Source organism: Kitasatospora sp. NPDC096128 (genome assembly GCF_040303105.1).
Taxonomy (GTDB): domain Bacteria; phylum Actinomycetota; class Actinomycetes; order Streptomycetales; family Streptomycetaceae; genus Kitasatospora.
Genome location: NZ_JBEOSP010000047.1, coordinates 1 through 20,167, shown reverse-complemented (window position 1 = coordinate 20,167; position 20,167 = coordinate 1). Strand labels below are relative to the sequence as shown.

The 20,167-nt window shown below is 74.9% G+C and carries 12 protein-coding genes; all 12 read left to right on the top strand.

What is annotated here, in order from left to right; genetic code table 11:
* Positions 1 to 22 precede the first annotated feature (22 nt).
* A complete protein-coding gene (locus ABTY61_RS34825; RefSeq protein ID WP_350509173.1) occupies positions 23 to 466 on the top strand; it encodes a cobalamin B12-binding domain-containing protein in 444 nt (147 codons plus the stop codon).
* Entirely contained in the window at positions 463 to 1,725 is a 1,263-nt protein-coding gene (locus ABTY61_RS34820; RefSeq protein ID WP_350509172.1) for a methylaspartate mutase, read from the top strand. Before ABTY61_RS34825 ends, ABTY61_RS34820 begins: the two co-directional genes overlap by 4 nt.
* 87 nt (positions 1,726 to 1,812) lie before the next feature.
* A complete protein-coding gene (locus ABTY61_RS34815; protein ID WP_350509171.1) occupies positions 1,813 to 2,805 on the top strand; it encodes an asparagine synthetase A in 993 nt (330 codons plus the stop codon).
* A 62-nt stretch (positions 2,806 to 2,867) separates the two neighbouring features.
* The gene (locus ABTY61_RS34810; protein WP_350509208.1) at positions 2,868 to 4,100 is read left to right on the top strand and encodes a glutamate synthase-related protein; all 1,233 of its coding nucleotides are present in this window, start codon (positions 2,868 to 2,870) and stop codon (positions 4,098 to 4,100) included.
* Positions 4,101 to 4,252: 152 nt separating this feature from the next.
* Positions 4,253 to 8,998 carry a non-ribosomal peptide synthetase gene (locus tag ABTY61_RS34805; RefSeq protein WP_350509170.1) on the top strand — a complete coding sequence of 1,582 codons (4,746 nt, stop codon included), beginning with the start codon at positions 4,253 to 4,255 and terminating at the stop codon, positions 8,996 to 8,998.
* 40 nt (positions 8,999 to 9,038) lie between these two features.
* On the top strand, positions 9,039 to 13,517 hold the full coding sequence (locus tag ABTY61_RS34800; protein WP_350509169.1) for a non-ribosomal peptide synthetase: 4,479 nt from the start codon (positions 9,039 to 9,041) through the stop codon (positions 13,515 to 13,517).
* Between the two features lie 116 nt (positions 13,518 to 13,633).
* Positions 13,634 to 15,409 carry a non-ribosomal peptide synthetase gene (locus ABTY61_RS34795; RefSeq protein WP_350509168.1) on the top strand — a complete coding sequence of 592 codons (1,776 nt, stop codon included), beginning with the start codon at positions 13,634 to 13,636 and terminating at the stop codon, positions 15,407 to 15,409.
* Positions 15,406 to 16,194, top strand: coding sequence for a thioesterase II family protein (locus ABTY61_RS34790; RefSeq protein ID WP_350509167.1), 789 nt, complete (start codon positions 15,406 to 15,408; stop codon positions 16,192 to 16,194). Before ABTY61_RS34795 ends, ABTY61_RS34790 begins: the two co-directional genes overlap by 4 nt.
* Positions 16,170 to 17,387, top strand: coding sequence for a cytochrome P450 (locus ABTY61_RS34785; protein ID WP_350509166.1), 1,218 nt, complete (start codon positions 16,170 to 16,172; stop codon positions 17,385 to 17,387). The genes ABTY61_RS34790 and ABTY61_RS34785 overlap by 25 nt, the downstream gene beginning before the upstream one ends.
* A gap of 171 nt (positions 17,388 to 17,558) precedes the next feature.
* Positions 17,559 to 17,768, top strand: coding sequence for an MbtH family protein (locus ABTY61_RS34780; protein ID WP_350509165.1), 210 nt, complete (start codon positions 17,559 to 17,561; stop codon positions 17,766 to 17,768).
* Positions 17,769 to 17,780: 12 nt separating this feature from the next.
* Entirely contained in the window at positions 17,781 to 18,812 is a 1,032-nt protein-coding gene (locus ABTY61_RS34775) for a TauD/TfdA family dioxygenase (RefSeq protein ID WP_350509164.1), read from the top strand.
* Between the two features lie 32 nt (positions 18,813 to 18,844).
* The coding region (locus tag ABTY61_RS34770) for a condensation domain-containing protein (RefSeq protein ID WP_350509163.1) at positions 18,845 to 20,167 on the top strand (1,323 nt) is incomplete at its 3' end.

Sequence of the window (20,167 nt, the reverse complement as noted above, 5' to 3'; positions counted from 1 at the left end):
GCCCCGATCGACGGAGAATCCCGTGACGTTCGCAGCAGCCGCGCCCGCCGGTCTGGACATCGTCGTGTCGACCATGGCGTCGGACGCGCACACCTGGAACCTGGTCTTCCTCCAACTGTTCCTGGAGGAGCGCGGCCACCGGGTCACCAACCTCGGGGCCTGTGTCCCCGACGACCGGCTGGTCGAGTACTGCCGGCAGGCGGCACCGGACCTGATCGTGCTCAGCAGTGTCAACGGCCACGGCACGCTGGACGGCCTGCGGGTGGTGCCCCAGCTGCGGGCCCGGCCCGAACTGTCGGACACCTCCATGGTGATCGGTGGGAAGCTCGGCATCACCGAGGAGGACGACGCGAAGGCGTGCCGCGCGCTGCGGGCGGCCGGCTTCGACGAGGTCTTCACCGGGCCCGAGTCGATCGAGCGGTTCACCGAGTACCTGGCCCGGCGGTCGACGGCGGTCCCGGCATGACGGCCGTGGCCTCGTTCGGGGGCTTCGTGGCCCGGGCGCACGCGGCGGGCACCCTGGTCGTCCAGCCCCGGATGGGCATGGCCGGGCCCGCGTCGATGCGCGCCGGTCTGCACGCCACCAAGCGGGCGGCGGCCACCACCGTCGGCACCATCACCGTGGACAGCTACACCAGGACCGGTGAGACGGCCGCCGCCCGCCGGGCGCTTGAGGAGGGCGCCGCGCTCAACGGCTACCCGATCGCGACCCACCCGGCCGAGGTCACCCACGGCGTGCTGGAGGGCATCGTCGGACCGGACTTCCCGGTGCAGGTGCGGCACGGCTCGGCCCGGCCCGAGCCGATCGTCGCCGCGCTGCTGGCCGTCGGCCTGCACGCGACCGAGGGCGGGCCCGTCTCGTACTGCCTCCCGTACAGCCGCACCCCGCTGGCCGTCGCGGTGGCCGACTGGGAGCGGGGCTGCCGACTGCTCGCCGACGCGGCGCAACCGGGGGTGACGCCCCATCTGGAGACCTTCGGCGGCTGCATGATGGGCCAGCTCTGCCCGCCCGCGCTGCTGGTCGCGATCAGCGTGCTGGAGGCGCTGTTCTTCCGGCAGCACGGGCTGCGCAGCATCTCGCTCAGCTACGCCCAGCAGACCGACGTCCAGCAGGACGAGGAGGCCGTCACCGCGCTGGCCCGGCTCGCCGGCGAGCTGCTCCCGGACGTCGAGTGGCACGTGGTGCTCTACGCCTACATGGGCCTCTATCCGCTCTCCCCGGGCGGCGCCCAGCTGCTGCTGGACGAGGCGGCCGGGCTCGCGGTGCGCACCGGCGCGGCCCGGCTGATCGTCAAGACCACCGCCGAGGCGCACCGGATCCCCACGGTCGAGGAGAACGTCCGCGCCCTGGAGACCGCCGCCGCGATCGCCGCCGGGACCATCACCGGGACCGTCGTGCCGGCCGTCGACAGCGTGACCTACGCCGAGGCGCGAGCGCTGGTCGAGGCCGTCCTGGACCTCGACGACGACATCGGCAGGGCCCTGGTCAGGGCCTTCGCCGCCGGCTACCTGGACGTGCCGTTCTGCCTCCACCCCGACAACGCGGGCCGGGCGCGCGGCGCGCTGGACGCCGGCGGACGGCTCCAGTGGGCCGACACCGGTGCGCTGCCGCTGCCCGGGCGACCGGTCCGCGGGCACGGTGCCGTCCTCGGCTCCGCCCAGCTGGTCGACGCGCTCTCGTACGTCCAGCGCAGCTACGACCGGCGGGCGCTCGCCACCCGCTGACCGCCGCCCGCCACCCACAGCCACCCACCGCCACCCGCCCACCATCCGAGCACCATCCGAGCACATCCGACGACGGGAAGACCGAACATGCCTGACGACGGCCGTACCCCCCTGCCCGGGACCAGGTCCCACCTCACCTCCCCGGCCACCCGCAGCACCCTGCGGATCCAGGGCGGACTGCTCGCGGCCGCCCGCGAGCACCTCACCTCGGCCGGCTTCACCGAGCTGCTGCCGCCGGTGATCGGCCCGGTCACCGACCCCGGTTCGCGCGGAGCCAAGCAGGTGGACGTCGACTTCTACGGCCACCGCTACAAGCTGATGACCAGCGCCATCCTCTACAAGCAGGCCTCGCTGCTGGCCTTCGACAAGATCTTCTGCATCGCCCCCAACGTCCGGCTGGAGCCGCTGGAGACCGCCCACACCGACCGGCACCTCGCCGAGTTCCACCAGCTGGACGTGGAGGTGGCCGGCGCCGGGCGCGACGAGGTCCTCCAGCTGATCGAGGACCTGGTGACCCACATGGTGCGCCGCACCAGCGAGACGCTGCCCGAGGACTTCGCCGTGCTGGGCCGGGACCCGGACGCCTTCGCCGACCTGCTGCGCGGCGGTTTCGGCCGGACCACCCACACCGACGCGGTGGCCGAACTGCAGGCCGTGGGACACGACCAGAACCCGGACGCGGAGATCGACTGGGCCGGCGAGGCACTGCTGTCCCGCAAGGCGAGCCGCCCGTTCTTCGTGACCGACTACCCCAAGGGCTCCCGCGGCTTCTACGACCGCGAGTCGCGCACCGAGCCCGGCGTCCTGCGCAACTTCGACCTCATCGCGCCCGAGGGCTACGGCGAGCTGTGCAGCGGCAGCGAGCGGACCAACGACTACGCCGACATCGTCACCCGGATCCGCGAGACCGGGGAGAACCCGCAGAAGTACAGCTGGTACCTCGACCTGGTCCGCGCGGGCGTCCCCGCGAGCGCCGGCTTCGGCATCGGCGTCGAGCGGCTGACCCGCTACGTCGCGGGCCGCGAGTCGGCCTGGCAGGCCAGCGCCTTCCCGAAGCTGCCGGGAGTGGTCTCGCCGTGACCACGACCACCGCCCCTCGGACGGGCACGACCACCGCCCCTCCCACCGCCACCGTTCCCGCCGTGGCCACCGCCCCCGGTTTCCCCGAGCCCGAGGTCCGCCGCCGGGCCAGGCTCGGCGCGCCCGCCGCCTTCCCGCCCGCCGACTCCTACGGCCGGGTACTGCTCGGCGCGGGGGGCGCGCCCGCCGGTGACGGCCTGGACGAACTACGCCTGGTGCCACCGGTCTTCATGCCCCGGCGGCTGGCCAAGCTGATCGACCTGGGCCGGGAGCCGATGTACCGGGACGTCGACCTGGCCACCGCGATCGGCGGCTTCGCCGCCCCACTGCCGGTGTACGTGTCGGCGCTGGGCTCCACCCGCGCCGCCGGCGGCGACCCGGGCCTGGCGCTCAGCCGCCAGGCCGGGGCGCTCGGTGTGCCGATGGTCATCGGGGAGAACGTCGTACCGGTCAACGGATACGGCCGGCTGGACGAGGACGCCTCCCGCTCGCTGCTCGGCCGGCTGCGCGCCTACACCGAGCAACTGCCCGACGGGCTCGGCGGCGTGACCGTCCAGCAGAGCACCGAGGACGCCGACGCCGAGGTCTGGAACCTGGTCTACAGCGACCCGGCGGCCCGCGTGCTGCTGGACTCCGGCCGGCTCGGCTTCGAGTTGAAGACCGGCCAGGGCGCCAAGCCCGGACTCGGCGGGATGACCGTGCTGGACGCGACGGAGGCCGCCCGGCTGGACGGCCGCTACGGTCTCGACCCGGACCTGCTGGACGGGCCGTACGTGCTGCGCTCCAGCAGCCCCGGAACCTTCACCGCGGAGATCCTGCGCCAGCAGGTCCGGTTGATGCGCAACAACTTCCCGCGGGCCCGGACCTGGGTCAAGCTCCACCCCGGCCGTGACGTGGCCGAGGCGGCCCGGGTGGCGGCAGGCGCCGGCGCCGACGCCGTCACCGTGGACGGCGCCGAGGGCGGTACCGGCTGGGCGCCGCTCGCCTTCACCGCCCAGGTCGGCCTGCCGCTCGCCACGTGCCTGGGCCGGCTGGCGGCCGCCCCCGTCCCCTGTCTGCTGGTGTCGGGCCGGATCTGGGAGGGTTCCCGGGCCGTCAAGTGCCTGGCGCTGGGCGCCCGGGCGGTCGGCCTCGGCCGTGCCGCTCTGCTCGCCGTGGCGGAGGACCCGGAGCGCGGCCTGATCCGCCTGCTGGACTGCATGGCCGCCGAACTCCGCCTGCTCGTCAGCGCGTTGGGCAAGTACTCGGCCGCCGAGCTGGGCCCGGAGGACCTCTGGGCCCCGGGCACGCCGTAGCCGCGGCAGTCGAAGCCGCAGCCTCCCGAGGCGCCGTCCCGCGCCGCTCTCCCCACCGACTTCCGCTCCGGCCGACCGAGTCGCCCGGTGCAGCGGCGACCGACGCCGCCTCCGTCCCCCTTCCGAACTCCTTCACCCAGCGGGGTAGAACCATGTCCTCACACGGAATCACAGACGCCTTCGCGGCGGCGGTGCGCAGCCACCCCGACCGCCCCGCGGTGCGGGGAGCGGAGCGCAGCCTCGACTACGCCGAACTCGACCGGCTGAGCGGGGCCCTGGCCGAGCGGATCGTCCCGGGCCAGGTGGTCGCGGTGTCCGCCCGGGACCGCGTCGACCACGTGGTCGGGCTGCTCGCCGTGCTCCGGGCCGACGGGATCTACCTCCCGCTGGACGCCGGGGCGCCCGCCGAGCGCAACGGGTTCATCGCCCGGGACGCCGGGGCGACCGCCTTCCTGACCGACGGCGTGCTGACCGTCCCCGACTCCCCGGCGGAGCCCGCCGGCGGGGCCGGCTACATCATCTACACCTCCGGAACCACCGGGCGCCCCAAGGGAGTCCACGTCGGCGCCGACCGGCTCGCCGAGCACCTCGGGGCGGCCGTCCGGGCCTTCGGGACGACCGCCGCGGACACCGTGCTGCAGCTCGCCCGCCCCACCGTGGACGTGGCCATCGAGCAGGTCCTCACCGCACTGACCACCGGCGCCCGCCTGGTCGTCCCCGGCCAGGCGCTGCTCGCCCCGGGCGAGCTGCTCGGCCTGCTCGCCGAGGAGGGGGTGACCGTCGCCAACCTGTCGGCCGGCTACTTCCAGGAGATCGTCACGGCCGTCCGGGCCGGCGCCGCCGTCCCCGCGTCGCTGCGGCTGATGATCTCCGGCAGCGACCGGCTCTACCCGGAGGCGGCCGCCGCCTGGCGCGAGGCCACCGGGGTGCCGCTGGTGAACGCGTACGGCCCGACCGAGACGGTGATCACCTCGACGGTCCGGGAGCTCACCGCCGCCGACGTCCTGGTGCCGATCGGCGACGCCCTGGGGGAGCGCGCCCTGTACGTGCTGGACGACCGGCTGCGGCCGGTGGCCCCCGGCACGGCCGGCGAGCTGTACATCGGTGGCCCGCTGCTCGCCTCCGGCTACTGGGGGCGCTCCGGGCTCACCGCCGAGCGCTTCACCGCCGACCCGTACGGTCCGGCCGGCGCCCGGATGTACCGCACCGGCGACCTGGTCCGGCGGGACGGGCGGGACGGCGCGCTGGTCTTCCTCGGCCGCGCCGACCACCAGCTGAAGATCCGCGGCTTCCGGATCGAGCCGGGCGAGATCGAGCAGACCCTGGCCGCCCATCCGGCGGTGGCCGCCTGCGTGGTCACCGCCCCGGAAGGGCGGCTGACCGCCCACCTCACCGCCGTCGCCGGGGCCGCGCCAGCCCCCGGCGAGCTGCGGGACTTCCTCGCCGGCCGGCTGCCCGAGCACATGGTCCCGGCCGCCCTGGTCGTCCTGGACGCCTTCCCGCTGACCGCGAACGGCAAGATCGACCGGGCCGCGCTGCCCGCGCCCGGCCCGGAGGCCGCGGCCGGCGAGGACGCCTGGGTCGCGCCGCGCACCGAGGCCGAGCAGCTGCTCGCCGCCGTCTGGTCCGACGTGCTGGGCGTGTCCGGGGTGGGCGCCCACGACAACTTCTTCCACCTCGGCGGCGACTCGCTCACCGCGGTGCGGGTGGTCGGCCGGGTCGCCGACGTGTTCGGCCTGATCTCCCCGTACGCGATCTTCGACGCCCCCACCCTCGCCGAGTTCGCCGTCGCCGTGACCACCCCGGAGGGCGAGCTGCGCCCCGCGCTGACCCGCACCGGCCGCACCGAGGCGCCGCTGTCCGGCTTCCAGCGCGGCCTGTGGTTCCTCGACCAGTGGAACCCGGGCGCGCCCACCTACAACGTGCCGTGGGTGTTCCGCTTCGACGGCGCCCCGGAGCCGGAACTGCTGCGCACCGCCCTGGAGACGGTGGTGGCCCGGCACGAGAGCCTGCGCACCGCGTTCGTGTTCGGCGAGGAGGAGCCGCTCCAGGTGGTCCGGGAGCGGATCGAGTTGCCGTTCACCGTCGCCGACGCGGCGGAGGCCGACCTCGACGGGCTGATCACCGCGGCCGCCCGGACCCCGTTCGACCTGGAGACCGGCCCGCTGCTGCGGGCCCACCTGCTGCGCGTCCCGGCCGGGCGGACCGTACTGGTGCTGGTCATGCACCACATCGTGTGGGACGAGGGCTCGCTGGCCGTGCTGGAGCGCGAGCTCAAGGAGGCGTACGAGGCGCTGCGCGCCGGGCGCCCGCACCACCTGCCCGAGCCCGCCGCCCAGTACGCGGACTACAGCGCCTGGCAGCGGGAGCCCGCGGTGAGCGCCGCGATCGGCGGCCAGCTCGCCTACTGGGAGAGGCAGCTCGCGGACGCCCCGGTGGCCGAGGTGCTGCCGGCCGACCACCCGCGCCCCGAGCTCCAGGCGTTCCGCGGCGCCCACCACTCCTTCGCGGTGCCGGAGCCGGTGGCCCGGGCCGTCCGGGAGCTGGCCCGGGGCGAGGACGCCACCCCGTACATGGTCCTGCTGGCCGCGCTGGCGATGACCCTGCACCGCCGCTCGGGCGCACCGGACCTGGTGATCGGGGCCCCGGTGAACGTCCGCAACCGTCCCGAACTCGCGGACATGATCGGCTACTTCGTCAACCTGCTGCCGCTGCGGCTGCGGGTCGGCGCGGACACCGACTTCCTCGACCTGGTGCGCCAGGCCCGGGACGTCTCGATCGGCGCCTACCGCAACCAGGAGGTCCCGTTCGACGCCATCGTGGACCGGGTCGTCACCGACCCGCCGCAGGACCGCAACCCGCTCTGCCAGGTCGTGCTGGAGATGCACGCGCTGGACTCCCGCCCGCTCTCCGTCGACGGCATGGCCGTCACCCGGGAACTGCACATGCACGGCGTCTCCCGGTTCGACCTGTCGATCTCGGTGGACGACCGCGGCACCGGCTTCACCGGGCGCTTCGAGTACGACTGCGACCTGTTCGAGCCGGCCACGGTCGAGGCGCTGTGCGAGGCCTGGCTCGGCACCCTGGCCGCGGCCGTCGCGGCCCCGGTGCACCGGCTGTTCGAGGCCGCCGCCGCCCGCACCCCCGGGGCCGTCGCGCTGATCGCCGAGGGCGCGGAGCTCTCCTACGGCGAGTTGGAGCGCCGCGCCAACCGGCTGGCGCACCACCTGGCCGGCCGGGGCGTGGGCCGCGGCACGGTGGTGGCCATCCTGGTCGAGCGCGGCTTCGACCTGGTGGTCGCCCTGCTCGCCGCGCTCAAGACCGGCGCCGGGTACACCCTGCTCGACCCCGACTTCCCGGCCGCCCGGCTCGCCGCCGCCGCCACCGACAGCGGGGCCCGCCACCTGGTCACCCACCGCGGCGCGGCGGTCCCGTTCGACTGGCCGGGCGAGCATGTCGACCTGGACGCCGTCGCCGGCCTGCTCGCCGGGGCCCCCGACCACGCCCCGGACACACCGGTCACCGGCGCCGACCTGGCCTGCGTGATGTTCACCTCCGGCTCGACCGGCCGCCCCAAGGGCGTCGCCGTCCCGCACCGCGCACTGACCACGACCTACCTCGGCCAGGACTACGCCCGGTTCGGCCCCCGCGAGGTCTGGCTGCAGTGCGCCCCGGTCTCCTGGGACGCCTTCGCCCTGGAGCTGTACGGCGCGCTGCTGTTCGGCGGGGTCTGCGTGCTCCAGCCGGGCCAGCGGCCCGACCCGGAGGCCATCGTCGAGCTGACCCGCCGCCACGGCGTCACCCAGCTCCAGCTCTCCGCCAGCCTGTTCAACTTCCTGCTGGAGGAGTTCCCGGACGTCTACTCCGGGCTGCACACCGCCTTCACGGCCGGCGAGCGCGCCTCGGTCACCCACGTCGGCAAGGCCCTGGAACGGTTCCCCGGGCTGCGGGTGGCCAACGGCTACGGCCCGGTGGAGAGCCTCGGCCTCACCACCTGCCACACCGCCCGCCTGGAGGACGCCGCCACCGGGTCCATCCCGATCGGCCGCCCGCTCGCCGGCAAGGGCGTGCTGGTGCTGGACGAGGCGCTGCGCCCGGTCGGGCCGGGGGTCACCGGGGAGCTGTACGCCAGCGGTGACGGCCTCGCGCTCGGCTACTGGGGCCGGCCCGGGCTGACCGCCACCCGCTTCGTCGCCGACCCGCACGGCGGCTACGGCCGCCGGCTCTACCGCACCGGGGACCTCGGCCACCGCACCGCGGACGGCCTCCTGGAGATCACCGGCCGGGCCGACGACCAGATCAAGATCCGCGGCTTCCGGGTCGAGCCCGGGGAGATCGAGGACCTGCTCACCCGGCACCGCGACGTCCGGGAGGCGGCCGTCACCGTCCACGAGACGGCCACCGGGGACCGCAGGCTCGCCGGGTACGTCGTCACCACCGGGCCGGACGCCGACACCGAGTCCATCCTCACCTGCCTGGCCGAGCAACTGCCCGCCCACATGGTCCCGGCCACCCTCGACGTCCTGGAGGCGCTGCCGCTGAACGCCAACGGCAAGGTCGACCGCCGCGCCCTGCCCGCCCCGGCACCGGCGACCCGCACGGCCCCGCCCGCCGGGGCGCGGTCCGGGCCGGAGGGGGCCGGGCCGGAGTCGGCAGGGGAGCCGGAGGCCGGCCGCGCGGCCGACGTCGAGCGCCTGGTCCTCGACGCGATGCGCGAGGTGGTCAAGGCCGAGCACGTCGACCGCCACGACAACTTCTTCCGGATCGGCGGCAACTCGCTCACCGCGGTCCGCCTGGCGATGCGGCTGTCCCGGGCGACCGGCACCCGCGTCCTCCCGCAGCTGGTGTTCCGGGCCAGGACGGCGAGCGCCATCGCCGAACAGCTCCTGCAGCGCTGACCCCCGCCGACCGCACACGCACGAGAGAGGTACGAGAACAGTGAGTTCTGCCACCGACACGGCCGTCGCCCGGGTGGCCCCGGTCTCCGGGCTCCAGCGGGGCCTGTGGTTCCTGGACCGGTGGGACCCGCAGGCCGCCACCTACAACATCCCCTGGGTGTTCACCTTCAGCGGGCCGGTCGACCCGGCCTTCCTGGAGCACGCGATCGACACCGTGGTCGCCCGCCACGAGGCCCTGCGCACCACCTTCGAGCTGCGCCCCGAGGGCCCCTGCCAGCTGGTGCGCGAGAGTCTGCACATCCCGCTGGGCGTCACCGACCTGCGCGGTCTGCCGGACCGCGAACAGCGCCGCCGGGCCGAGGAGCTGACCGCCGCCGAGGCGGCCGCCCCGTTCGACCTGGGGACCGGGCCGCTGCTGCGCGCCTCGCTGCTGCTCCGCTCCGACGCCGGGGCGAGCCTGGTCCTGGTCGTCCACCACATCGTGTGGGACGGCTGGTCCGCGGACGTCTTCGAGACCGAGCTCGCCGAGGTCTACACCGCGCTCACCGAGCACCGCCCGCCCCGGCTGCCGGAACTGACCGCCCAGTACGCCGACTACGCGGCCGAGGAGGCCGCCACCTCCTACCAGGAGCACCTCGCGCACTGGAAGGAGCGGCTGGCCGGCGCCCCCGGGCTGCTCGAACTGCCCACCGACCGGCCCCGTCCCGCCGTGCCGACCCACCGCGGCCGCACCGAGGCCTTCGGACTGCCGGCCGGCACCGCCGACCGGGTGCGGGCGCTCGCCGAGGCCGAGGGCGTCACCCCGTTCATGGTGCAGCTGGCCGCCTTCGCCGTCCTGCTGAACCGCTACACCGGAGCCGAGGACCTGGTGATCGGCACCCCGGTCACCACCCGCGACCGGCCCGAACTCGAAGACCTGGTCGGCTACTTCGTCAACATGCTGCCGCTGCGGATCCGGCTCGGCGCCCGCACCACCTTCCGCGAACTGCTGCACCGGGTCGAGGACGAGGCCTTCGAGGCCTACGGCTACCTCGACGTGCCCTTCGACACCGTCGTCGACCACCTCGGCGTCGAGCGCTCCACCCGGCACACCCCGCTCTTCCAGGTGGTGTTCGGCTCCCACGCCGAGAACCGGGCCCCGCTGGGTTTCGGGCCGGTCCACGCGGACCGCCGGGTGCACTCCAACGGCACCACCAAGTACGACCTGACCTGGTCCGTCTACGACGACGGCGAACTGCGCGGCGAGGTCGAGTTCCGCTCCGACCTGTTCGACACCGACACGGTGCGCCGGATGAGCGACGACTGGCGGGCCCTGCTGGCCGGCGCGCTGGAGCAGCCCGACCGTACGGTGCGCGAACTCGCCGGGACGGTCGCGCCCGCCGGGCCGGCGCCGGACGTCCCCGCCGGGCGCAGCCTGCACCGGCTGTTCGAGGAGGCGGCCGACACCCACGCCGAGCGCACCGCCGTCAGCTGCGGCGCCGTCGCGCTGAGCTACCGCGAGCTGGACGAGCGGGCCAACCGGCTGGCGCACGCCCTGATCGCCCGCGGGGTGCGCCCCGGCGACCGGGTCGGCCTGCTGCTCGACCGCACCGAGGCGATCCCGGTGTCCGTCCTCGGTGTGCTCAAGGCCGGTGCCGCCTACGTGCCGGTGGACCTGACCGCGCCGGCCGACCGGGCGGCCGCCGTCTTCGGCGACACCGAGGTCGCCGTGGTGCTCACCGACCGGCCCGAGCGGGTCCCGGAGGGGCCCTGGCAGGTCTTCGAACCCGGCGTCCGCACCGAGGAGCTGGCCGCCCGACCGACCGGCCGTCCGGAGGTGGAGGTCCGCCCGGCGGACACCGCGTACATCATCTTCACCTCCGGCTCCACCGGCCGCCCCAAGGGCGTCGCCGTCGCCCACGAGCACGTCAGCCGCCTGATGGCGGCCGGGGCCGGGCACTTCGCCTTCACCCCGCAGGACGGCCAGGAGGTGTGGACGCTCTTCCACAGCTACGCCTTCGACTGGACGGTCTGGGAGCTGTGGGGCGCCCTGCACCACGGCGGCCGGCTGGTCGTCGTCCCCTACGTCACCAGCCGCTCGCCGGAGGAGTTCGCGGAACTCCTCGCCGAGGAGGGCGTCTCCTTCCTCTGCCTGACCCCGTCCGCACTGCGCCAGCTCGAACTCGCCCTGCGCCGGCGCCCGCGCGCGCTGCCCGCGCTCAAGCAGGTGATGCTCGGCGGCGAGGCCCTGGACCCGGCGGTGGTGGAACGCTGGTACGCCCTGGAGCCGCGGCCCCGGGCCCGGATGTGCAACCTGTACGGGATCACCGAGACCACCGTCCACGTCACCACCCACGACATCGACGGGGCGGACGGCTTCGAGCGCAGCCTGATCGGCGATCCGATGCCGCACCTGAGCGCCGTGGTGCTCGACGACTGGCTGCGGCCCTGCCCGATCGGCGTGCCCGGCGAGCTGTACATCGGCGGCGGCAGCCTCGCCCACGGCTACTGGGGCCGGCCCGGGCTGACCGCCACCCGCTTCGTCGCCGACCCGTACGCGGCCACCCCCGGAGCCCGGCTCTACCGCACCGGCGACGTGGCCAAGCGGCTGCCCGACGGCGGACTGGAGTACCTGGGCCGGGCCGACTTCCAGGTCAAGCTGCGCGGCTTCCGGATCGAACTCGGCGAGATCGAGGCCGCGTTGGCCGCCCACCCGGACGTGGACGGCTGCGTGGTGACCGTCCACGACCAGCGCCTCGCCGCGTACGTCACCGGGCGCGAGCCCGCCGGGACGCGCGAGTTCCTCGCCCGCTCGCTGCCGGACTACATGATCCCGGCGAGCGTCACCGTGCTGGCGGCCCTGCCGCTGACCGTCAACGGCAAGGTCGACCGCCGGGCCCTGCCCGCACCCAGCGCGCCCGCCGCGCCGCGCGCCGAGGCGGGCCACGTCGCCCCCCGCACCCCGGTCGAGCAAAGCATCGCCGAGGTGTGGTCGCAGGTCCTCGGCATCACCGGGATCGGCGTGCACGACGACTTCTTCCACCTCGGCGGCGACTCGATCCGCGCCGTCCAGCTGGCCGGCGCGCTGCACGAGAGCGGCTGGGCCGTCACCCTGCGGGACGTCTTCAACGCCCCGACCGTCGCCGCCCTCGCCCCGCTGGCCCGGCCGGTGGCCGACGCGGCGGGCACCGCCGAGCCGTTCGCCCTGGTCGACGCCGACGTGCGGGCCGAACTCCCGACCACCGTGGTGGACGCCTACCCGATGGTGTCCATGCAGCTCAGCATGGTCTTCCACATGGAGATCGCCGGGGCGACCGACAGCTACCACAACGTCAACAGCTACCGGATCGCCGGCCCGCTGGACGAGGACGCGTTCCGCCGCGCGGTCGCGGAGGCGATGGGCCGCCACCCGGTCCTGCGCACCGGCCTCGACCTCGCCGGCCACCGCGAGCCGCTCCAGCTGGTGTACGGCGAACTGCCGCCCCCGGTCGGCTTCGAGGACCTGCGCGGGGCTCCGGAGGAGCGGCGCGAGGCACGCATCACCGCCGTCTTCGAGCAGCACCGCTCGACGCCCTTCGACCTGATGGAGCCGCCGCTTTTCCGGGTCACCGTGCAACGGCTCGACGACGCGTCCTTCCAGCTCACCGTCTCCGAGCACCACGCCATCCTGGACGGCTGGAGCTTCACCTCGCTGCTCACCGAACTCCTGGAGCGGCACACCGCGTTGGCCGCCGACCCGGGCGCCCCGCCGGCCGCGCCGCCCGGTTCCGCCTTCCGCGACTTCGTCGCGGTCGAACGGGAGGCCGCCGACGACCCCGAGGCGCTCGACTACTGGCGCGCCAAGCTCGACGGCGTCAGCGGCGTGCTCTGGGAGGGCGCGGGGTCCACCCACGAGTTGGCCCGCACGGTGGAACGCGTCCTGCCCGACGCCCCCGGCCAACTGCGCCGGGTGGCCGACGCGGCCGCCGTCCCGGTCAAGTCGGTGGCGCTCGCCGCCCACCTGCGGGCGCTCCAGCGGATCACCGGCCGCGACCGGGTCACCACCGGACTGGCCATGAACGGCCGGCTGGAGCGCCGGGGCGGCACCGAGGTGTACGGGCTGTTCCTCAACACCGTGCCGCTGGTCGCCGAGCCCGTCGAGGGTGACCCGCTCGCCCTGGTGCGCGCCGTGCACCGGGAGGAGCTGGAGATGATGCCGCACCGCCGCGTCCCGATCGCCCGGTTGGCCCGGCTGATGGCCGGCACCCGGCTGGACAGCCAGTTCGGCTTCCTGCGCTTCCACGCGCTCGGGCAGCTGAGCGACGCCCGGATCGTGGACGGCCGGATCGGCTGCGAGCCGACCATGCGGCACGAGCCCAACAGCTTCGCCTTCGGCGCCTCGCTGATCCAGGACCCGGTCTCCGACCGCGTGCTGCTGGCCGTGGACCACCAGCGGTCCGTGGTGCCGGACGCGCTCGCCGAGACCTTCATCGACGCCTACGCGGCGGCCCTGGCCGAACTGGACGCGGCCGTGACCGCCGCGCCGGCGGCCGCCGGATGAGCGGCCCCAGCAGCAGTCCCAGCAGCAGTCCCACGGGCGGTCCCACGAGCCCCGCGACCGGCCCCGTGCCCCGACCCGCACCGAACCCGCACCCCGCCCGAGAGGAAGCACCCCACATGACCACCAGCCACATCGACCCGCTCGCCGCGTTCCTGGCCGCCGCCGAGGCCGCCCCCGGGCGGACCGCCGTGCGCGGTACCGACGGCGCGCTGACCTTCGCCGAGCTGGCCGCTCGCACCGCCGCCCTGGCCGGCGCGCTGCGCGCCCACGGCATCGGCCGCGGCGACCGGGTCGGTGTCCACCTGCCCCGGACCACCGACCTGCTGGTCGCCCTGCTCGCGGTCTGGCGCGCCGGCGCTGCCTACGTGCCGCTCGACCCGGACTACCCGGCGGAGCGGCTCGCCTTCATGGCCGGCGACGCCGGCATCTCCCTCCTCCTGACGGCCGGCCGGGGCCGGGTGCCGCTGGCCGAAGACGTGCCGGAGCTCGCCCCGGACGCCACCGGCCCGGTCGGCCCCGACACCGCGACCACCGCGCGGGACGCCGCCTACGTCATCCACACCTCCGGCTCCACCGGCACCCCCAAGGGCGTCCAGGCCACCCGCGGCGGGGTCGCCGCGCTGCTCGCCGGCCTGGCCGGGCTCGACCTCTACCGGGCCGAGCCGGGGGTGGTCGGCTGGAGCGCCAGCGTCTCCTTCGACGCCTCGGTGCAGCAGTGGGCCCGGGTGTGCCGCGGCGACACCGTCGTGGTGATCGACCGGGAGACCCGCACCGACCCGGCCCGGCTGGTCGCCCTGCTCGACGAGCACGGCGTGACCGACCTGGACCTCACCCCCTCGCACTGGGAACTGCTGCGCGAGCCGTTCGGCGCCCGCCGGGTGCGCCTGTTCATGGGCGGCGAGCCGGTGCCGGAACGCACCTGGGCGGAGCTGGTCTCCGGCGGCCTCGACGCCCTCAACCTGTACGGGCCCACCGAGTGCACGGTCGACTCCACCGCCACCCGGATCGCCGGCGCGGCGCCGCACCTCGGCGGCCCGCTGCCCGGCGTCGGCCTGCACCTGCTGGACGAGCGGCTGCGCCCGGTCACCGCCGGCGCCACCGGCGAGCTGTACGTCGAGGGGCCCGGCCTGGCCCACGGCTACCTGCGCCGGTCCGCCCTGACCGCCGAGCGGTTCGTCGCCTCCCCGTTCACCCCCGGCGCCCGGATGTACCGCACCGGCGACCTCGCCCGGTATGCCGAGGACGGCACCCTGCGCTTCGGCGGCCGGGCCGACCGGCAGGTCAAGCTGCGCGGCTTCCGGATCGAGCCCGGCGAGATCGAGGCCGCCCTCACCCGTCACCCGCAGGTGCCCGCGGCGGCCGTCACGGTCCACCGCACCGAGCACGGGGACCAGCAGCTGGTCGGCTACGTCACCACCACCGGGCCCGGGGCGCCGGACTCCGACGCCGTCCTCGCCCACGTCCGGACCCTGCTGCCCGCGCACCTCGTCCCGGCCGCCGTGGTCGTCCTGGACGCCCTGCCGCTCACCCCGAACGGCAAGGTCGACCACGCCGCCCTGCCCGCGGCCCACCCGCAGCGGGAGTCCGCCGCCCCGGCCGACCCCACGAGCCCGGCCGACGAGGTCGCCGAGCAGGTCGCCGAGGTGTGGCGGACCGTTCTGGACCGCACCGACCTGCGTCCCGACGACGACTTCCTCGGCCTCGGCGGACACTCGCTCGCCGCGCTCCGGGTCACCCACCTGCTGCGCCGCGCACTGGGCATCGAGATCCAGCTGCGCCACCTGCTCGACTCCCGCGACCTCGCCGACTTCACCGAGACGGTACGCCGGGCCACCCGCGCCGGCGCGCCGCGCCGCCCGGCCCTGGTCGGCAGCGGGGCGGGCGCCCGGTGACCGCCCCCCGCCCCCGGATCGAGGGCGACTGGCTGTTCGTGCCGGCCCCGCAGCAGCACAACCCGTACCGGCTGTTCTGCTTCCCGCACGCCGGCGGCGACGCCACCGCCTTCACCCCGCTCGGCCACGCGCTGGCCCCGGCAGCCGAGGTCTGGGCGCTGCGGATGCCCGCCCGTGGCGGCCGCGGGCGCCAGCCGATGCCCGCGGACTTCGACCGGCTGGTCGCCGACGTCGTCGAGGCCCTGCACCCGCACCTGCACGGCCGGTTCGGCTTCTACGGGCAGAGCTTCGGCTCGCTGCTCGCCTACGAGGTGGCCCGGGCCCTGCCCGCCGGGCAGCGCCCGGACGCGGTGATCGCCGCCTCGGCCTCGCCGCCGGGCGACTGGGCCGGCCCGACCCCGCCCCAGTGCACCGCCGAGGACCTGCTGCGCCTGGCCGGCATGGGCGAACTCATCGAAGCAGCACCGGAGTTGAGGGAGCTCGCACTGAGCGCCGTCCGCACCGACCTGACCATCCGCGACACCTACCGGCACCGCGCCGGGCCGCCGCTCGCCGCCGACCTCTACGCGATCGCCGGGGACGCCGACCCGATGCTCGACGCCCCCCGGCTGGCCGGCTGGGCGCGGCACACCAGCGGGGACTTCGGCCTCGCCGTCGTCCCCGGCGGCCACCTGCTGGCGACCGTGGAACAGCCCGGCCCGGTGGACGTCCTGACCTCGATCATCGGGCGCGAGCCCGCCCGTACCGGCAAGGAGGAGCCGTGGCTGCGCCCGCTCTCGATCTGATCCCCGCCCCGGCCGCACCGTCGGCCCCCGACCTGAGCGACCCCGCCCTGTGGGAGCGCCCCGACGTCCCGGAACTGGTCGACGGGCTGCGCAGCGCCGCCCCGGTGCAGCGCTCGCAGACCGCGACCGACGGACCGGTCTGGTCGGTGCTCTCCTACGACCTGGCCGCGGAGGTCCTCAAGGACACCGCCACCTACAGCTCCGAGGAGGGCTCGCTGCTCGGAGCGGGCGCCGGCAACACGCCGGTCGGCGCCGGCCGGATGATGGCCCTGACCGATCCGCCCCGGCACCGCGAACTGCGCGCCCCTGTCGTCCCGTTCTTCTCGCCGAGCGGGGTGCGCGGCACCCGGGCCGGGATCGTCGACCTGGCGAACCGGATCGTCGACGGGGCGGTGCGGCAGGGCGAGGTCGACCTGGTCGACGTGGTCGCCCCGCTGCCGCTGACCGTGATGTGCGACCTGCTGGACGTCCCCGAGCAGGACCGCGAGATGGTCGTCAAGGTCTGCGACGACGCCTTCCTGGGCCGTACCGCCGAGGAGCGCCGGGCCGGCCACCAGCGGCTCATCCCGTACCTGATGCACCAGGTGATGAAGCGCCGGGCCGACCCGCGCGACGACCTGATCAGCAAGATGGCCACCTACCGGGTCGCCGGCCGGCTGCTGCCGGTCGAGGACGTCGTGCTCAACCTGGACAACATCGTGGTCGGCGGCGTGCAGACGGTCCGCCACACGGCCGTGATGGGCCTGCTCGCCGTCGTCCAGCGGCCCCGGCTCTGGGAAGACCTGCGGAGCGGCCGGGCCGAGATGGGCGCCGCGCTGGACGAACTGCTGCGCTGGACCTCGGTCGGCCTGCACACCCTGCGGGTCGCCGCCCGGGACACCGAACTCGGCGGCCAACCGATCCGCAAGGGGGAGCGGGTGGTCGTCTGGACCTGGGCCGCCAACCGCGACCCGGCCGTCTTCGACCGCCCGCACGACATCCTGCTCGACCGGTCCCCCAACCGGCACCTGGCGCTCGGTCTCGGCGCCCACTACTGCATCGGCGCGCCGCTGGCCAAGTCCGAGCTGACCGCCCTGTTCGAGGCCGTGCTGTCGCGGGTCGAGCGGATCGAGCAGACCGGCCCGGTGCAGTACAACCGCTCGATCATCAACTTCGGCCTGGACCGCTTCCCGGTGCGCCTGATCGCCCGCTGAACTTCCGCCCAGCTGCCGGAATTCCTGCCGGGCGGCGGCGGATCCCGCCGATAGCGTGGAGGCATCCGGACGGCCCGCCCGCCCCGCGGGCACCACGCCCGTCCGTCCGCCCCACCCCACCCACCACCAGTCCACCGTGCATCGCACGCCCACCCGACGGAGGAACCACCCATGTCGAACCCCTTCGAGGACGAGAACAGCACCTACCAGGTCCTGGTCAACGAGGAGAACCAGCACTCGCTCTGGCCGAGCTGGATCGACGTCCCGGCCGGCTGGACGGCCGTCTTCGGCGAGGACACCCGCCAGGCCTGCCTCGCCCACATCGAGGAGAACTGGACCGACATCCGCCCGGCGAGCCTCGTCGCCGCGCTGGCCGGCTGAGGGCCCGGGACGATGGCGCAGACACTCCACTGGGAGATCGAGCCGGGCCGCCCTGCGCTGACCCGGATCCCCGGCATCGACAGCATGACCGCGGCCGTCGGCTGGCTGCGCGAGCACCACCGGCAGATCGCGCAGGCCCTCGCCGAGCACGGCGCGGTCTTCCTGCGCGGCCTGCCGGTGGCCACCAGCGAGGACGTCGCGGCGGTCCGCGACGTCCTGCTCCCCAACCCCACCCCGTACCGGGAGAAGGCCACCCCGCGCAGCGACTTCGGCAACGGCGTCGCCTCCTCCACCGACCTGCCGCCGAACCAGGCGATCCGGATGCACAACGAGAACAGCTACACCCTCACCTTCCCGGGGCTGCTGCTGTTCGCCTGCCTGATCGCCCCCGCCGAGGGCGGCGCCACCCCGGTCGCGGACTGCCGCAAAGTCCTGGCCAACCTCCCGGCCACGGTCCTGGAGCGGGTCCGCGCCACCGGCTGGACCCTTACCCGCACCTACTCCGAGTACGTCTCGCTGGACTGGCGCACCGCCTTCGCCACCGAGGACCCGGCCGCGGTCGAGGCCTACTGCACCGAGAACCACATCGGCTGGGAGTGGCAGGAGGACGGTCGGCTGCGCACCCGCCAGCTGCGCCCCGGCACCGTCGTCCACCCGGGCACCGGCGAGGAGGTCTGGTTCAACCACATGGCCTTCTGGAGCGAGTGGTCGCTGGACCCGGTCATCCGCGAGGCCCTCACCGAGGAGTTCGGCCCGGACGGCCTGCCCTTCAACACCGGCATCGGCGACGGCGTCCCGCTCACCGAGGACGAGGTGGCGAGCATCAACCGGGCCTACGAGGAGGCCACCGTACGGGAGCCGTGGCAGCGGGGCGACCTGCTCCTGGTCGACAACGTCTCGACCTCGCACGGCCGCGACCCCTTCACGGGCGACCGCAGGATCGCCGTCGTGATGGGCGAGCCCGTCGACCTCCTCGCCTGCCGCCCCGGTGTCGCTCCGGCGGCCCTGCCCGCCGGCGCCCTGCCCGCCGTCCTCCCGGCGTGACCCCTCCCGCACAGTGACGTAAGGACAGATCCGTGATCCCGGTTTCGTTTGCGCAGCAGCGCCTGTGGCTGGTCGACCAGATCGAGGGGCCCGGCCCGCTCTACAACCTGCCGTTCGCCCTGCGACTGCACGGCGAACTGGACCGGGACGCGCTGCGGGAGGCGGCCGTGGACGTGGTCACCCGGCACGAGGCCCTGCGGACGGTCTTCCCGGCCGTCGCAGGGGTCCCCGAGCCCCGGGTGGTACCGGTGGGCACCGCGGCCGCGGATCTCGTCTGCGATGTCGTCGACTGCACTGCCGACCCGGCGGGTTACCCCGCCCTGCTCGACTCGGCGTCCGCCCGGGCCTTCGACCTGAGCGGCGAACTCCCCGTCCGGATCACCCTGTTCGAGCTCGGCCGGCGCGAGCACGTGCTGCTGGTGGTGCTGCACCACATCGCCGGCGACGGCTGGTCGCAGGGCCCGTTCCTGCGCGACCTCGCCACCGCGTACACCGCCCGCCGTGCGGGGGAGGCGCCCGGCTGGGAGCCGCTGCCCGTGCAGTACGCCGACTACGCGCGCTGGCAGCGTGAAGTCCTCGGCGAGGACACCGACCCCGAGAGCCTGCTCTCGCAGCAACTCGCCCACTGGAAGGAGGTCCTGGCCGGCAGTCCCGAGGAGCTGACGCTGCCCTTCGACCGCCCCCGGCCGCACACCCTGAGCGCCCGGGCCGACGCGCTGCCGTTCCGTATCGAACCCGAACTGCACGCTGCGCTGGCGGAGTTGGCGCGTTCGCAGCGGGTCACGCTGTTCATGGTGCTGCAGTCGGCGCTGGCCGCGCTGCTGACCCGGTTCGGGGCCGGGACGGACGTGCCGGTCGGGTCGGTGACGGCGGGGCGTTCCGACGAGGCGCTGGACGGCTTGGTCGGGTTCTTCGTCAACACGCTGGTGCTGCGCACCGACACTTCGGGGGACCCGCGGTTCACCGAACTGCTGTCCCGGGTGCGGGAGGTGCAGTTGGACGCCCACTCCCACGAGGACGTGCCCTTCGACCGTCTGGTCGAGGAGCTCAACCCGGTCCGCTCCACGGCCCGGCACCCGCTGTTCCAGGTGATGTTCGTCCTGCAGAACAACGAGGAAGCCCGCCTCGACCTGCCCGGGCTGACCGCGGACAGCGAGCCGCTCGGGATCAGGGTCGCCAAGTTCGACCTCAACATCGGGGTGACCGAGGCCCTGACGGCGGACGGCGCCCCGAACGGGCTCACCGGCTCCGTCGAGTACTCCGTCGACCTGTTCGACCGGTCGACGGTGGAGCGGATGGCGGCGGCTCTGGTGCGGTTGCTGGGGGAGGTGGCGGCGGATCCGGCGGTGCGGATC

Coding starts and splice junctions, on each gene's coding strand:
- ABTY61_RS34820 (WP_350509172.1), top strand. CDS start 463: ATGACGGCCGTGGCCTCGTTCGGGGGCTTCGTGGCCCGGGCGCACGCG.
- ABTY61_RS34815 (WP_350509171.1), top strand. CDS start 1,813: ATGCCTGACGACGGCCGTACCCCCCTGCCCGGGACCAGGTCCCACCTC.
- ABTY61_RS34805 (WP_350509170.1), top strand. CDS start 4,253: ATGTCCTCACACGGAATCACAGACGCCTTCGCGGCGGCGGTGCGCAGC.
- ABTY61_RS34795 (WP_350509168.1), top strand. CDS start 13,634: ATGACCACCAGCCACATCGACCCGCTCGCCGCGTTCCTGGCCGCCGCC.
- ABTY61_RS34780 (WP_350509165.1), top strand. CDS start 17,559: ATGTCGAACCCCTTCGAGGACGAGAACAGCACCTACCAGGTCCTGGTC.
- ABTY61_RS34775 (WP_350509164.1), top strand. CDS start 17,781: ATGGCGCAGACACTCCACTGGGAGATCGAGCCGGGCCGCCCTGCGCTG.